Raw genomic sequence first — 2,176 nt, forward strand, 5'->3', positions numbered from 1 at the left:
ACCGCTGCGGGTTCGGGTGCGGGTGCGCTCCCGGTTGCGCTCGCCGCCCTCACGGTTGCGCTCGCCGCCCTCGCGACGCTCGCGCCCGCCGCGCTCGCCGCGCCCGCGGTCACCGCGGTCACTACGGTCACGGTCGGACCTCGGTGCCTGGGGAGCGGGCGGGACGATCCGGCCCTTGGTGCCCGGCGGGATGCCCTGGTCGTGGAAGAGGTGCTCGGAGGTCGAGTAGGTCTCGAGCGGCTCGTCGAACGGCAGGTCGAGCGCCTTGTTGATCATCTTCCAGCGGTGTACGTCGGTGGCGTCGACCAGCGTGATCGCGATGCCGGAGGCGCCGGCCCGGCCGGTGCGGCCGATCCGGTGGACGTAGGTCTTGTCGTCCTCGGGGCAGGTGTAGTTGACGACGTGGCTGACGCCGGAGACGTCGATGCCGCGAGCGGCCACGTCGGTGGCGACCAGCACCTTGATCTTGTCCTCGCGGAACTTCGTCAGCGCCTTCTCGCGTGCGACCTGCGCCATGTCGCCGTGGAGCGGGCTGGCCTTGAAGCCGCGCTCCTCCAGGTCGTCGGCCACCCGCTGCGCCTGGCGCTTGGTCCGGGTGAAGACGATCATCTTGTCGGCATCCTCGGCCTGCAGGATCCGGCCGATGATCTCCGGCTTGTCCAGGTCGTGGGCCAGGTAGATGAACTGCGCGGTGGCCGGCACCGTCGCGTTCTCGTACGACGACTCCGCGCGGATGTTCATCGGGTGCCGCATGTGGGTGCGGGCCAGGGCCACGATCGCCGCGGGCATGGTCGCCGAGAACAGCATCGTCTGGCGGGTCTCCGGGGTGAGCCGGAGCATCCGCTCGACGTCGGGGAGGAAGCCGAGGTCGAGCATCTCGTCGGCCTCGTCGAGCACGAGCGCGTGCACGTGGGAGAGGTCGAGCGCCTTGCGGTTGGCCAGGTCGAGCAGGCGCCCGGGTGTGCCGACGACGATGTCGACGCCCGCCTCGAGTGCTTCGAGCTGCGGCTCGTAGCCGACGCCGCCGTAGATGGTCAGCACGCGCAGGCCGCGGTCCCGGCCGGCGAGCTCGAGGTCGCTGGACACCTGGAGCGCGAGCTCGCGGGTCGGCGCGACGATGAGCGCCTGCGGCTTGCCCTCGGGGATCTGGTCGTAGTCGGGGTCGGAGGGAGCGATGCTGCGCTGCAGCACCGGGATGCCGAACGCCAGCGTCTTGCCGGTGCCGGTGCGGGCCTGGCCGATCATGTCGGTGCCCAGCAGCGCGACGGAGAGGGTCATCTCCTGGATCGCGAAGGGGTGCACGATGCCGGCACGCTCCAGCGAGTCGCAGATCTGGGCGTGCACACCCATTTCGCGGAACGTCGGGATGACCCGCTCCGCAGCCTCGGTGTTCTCGGCCGTCTCGGTGGTGTCGGGGGTCTCGTTGTCGTTCTCTACAGAAGTCAGGGTCGTGTCGCTTTCGTGAGTGTCGTCAGCCGGTCGGCAGGCGCCAGATTCATAGCGGCTGATTCACACTCAGCCGCGCACATACGTGGGCATGGTGCCCTGCGGGCCACCGGTCGGGCGGCACTCGCTGTGAGCCATGGTACTTGTACCCTGCCCGCATGTCTGAATCCGCCGCCGACGCGACCACGACGCCTGGGTCCCCGGTGCCTGACACCGACCCCGCGTACCGCGAGGCGGTCGTGGATCTGCTCGGCGCGATCGCCTACGGGGAGATCTCGGCCTTCGAGCGGCTGGCAGAGGACGCGAAGCTCGCGCCGACCATCGCCGACAAGCTCGACCTGGCGACCATGGCGAGCGGCGAGATCGCGAAGGTGCATCCGCTGCACGAGCGGATCCGGGCGTTCGGCCGGGACCCGTTCGAGGCGATGGCGCCGTTCCGCGAGCCGATCGAGGAGTTCCACGGGCACACCGCGCCGTCGGACTGGTACGAGGGCCTGGTCAAGGCGTACGTCGGCGACGGCCTGGCCAACGACTTCTACCGTGAGATCGCGGCCTACCTCGATCCCGACACCCGCGACCTGGTGATCTCCGCGATGGAGGAGGGCTACCACGCGGAGTTCGTGGTGGACCGGGTCCGGGCCGGCATCGCGGAGGACCCGCGCCTCGGCGGCCGGCTCGCGCTGTGGGGCCGCCGCCTGATGGGCGAGGCGCTCACCCAGGCCCAGCGGGT

At 70.5% G+C, this 2,176-nt stretch carries 2 protein-coding genes; one reads left to right on the forward strand and one right to left on the reverse strand.

Going from position 1 to position 2,176, the window contains the following annotated elements:
* The coding region (locus E7Z54_RS13645) for a DEAD/DEAH box helicase (protein WP_136434568.1) at positions 1 to 1,350 on the reverse strand (1,350 nt) is incomplete at its 3' end.
* Between the two features lie 254 nt (positions 1,351 to 1,604).
* Between E7Z54_RS13645 and E7Z54_RS13650 the strand changes: the two genes are divergently transcribed.
* Positions 1,605 to 2,176, forward strand: a 572-nt coding sequence (locus E7Z54_RS13650; protein WP_136434570.1) for a ferritin-like fold-containing protein, incomplete at its 3' end; no start/stop codon positions are given.

Source organism: Nocardioides sp., from assembly GCF_004803405.1.
Classification (GTDB): domain Bacteria; phylum Actinomycetota; class Actinomycetes; order Propionibacteriales; family Nocardioidaceae; genus Nocardioides; species Nocardioides vastitatis.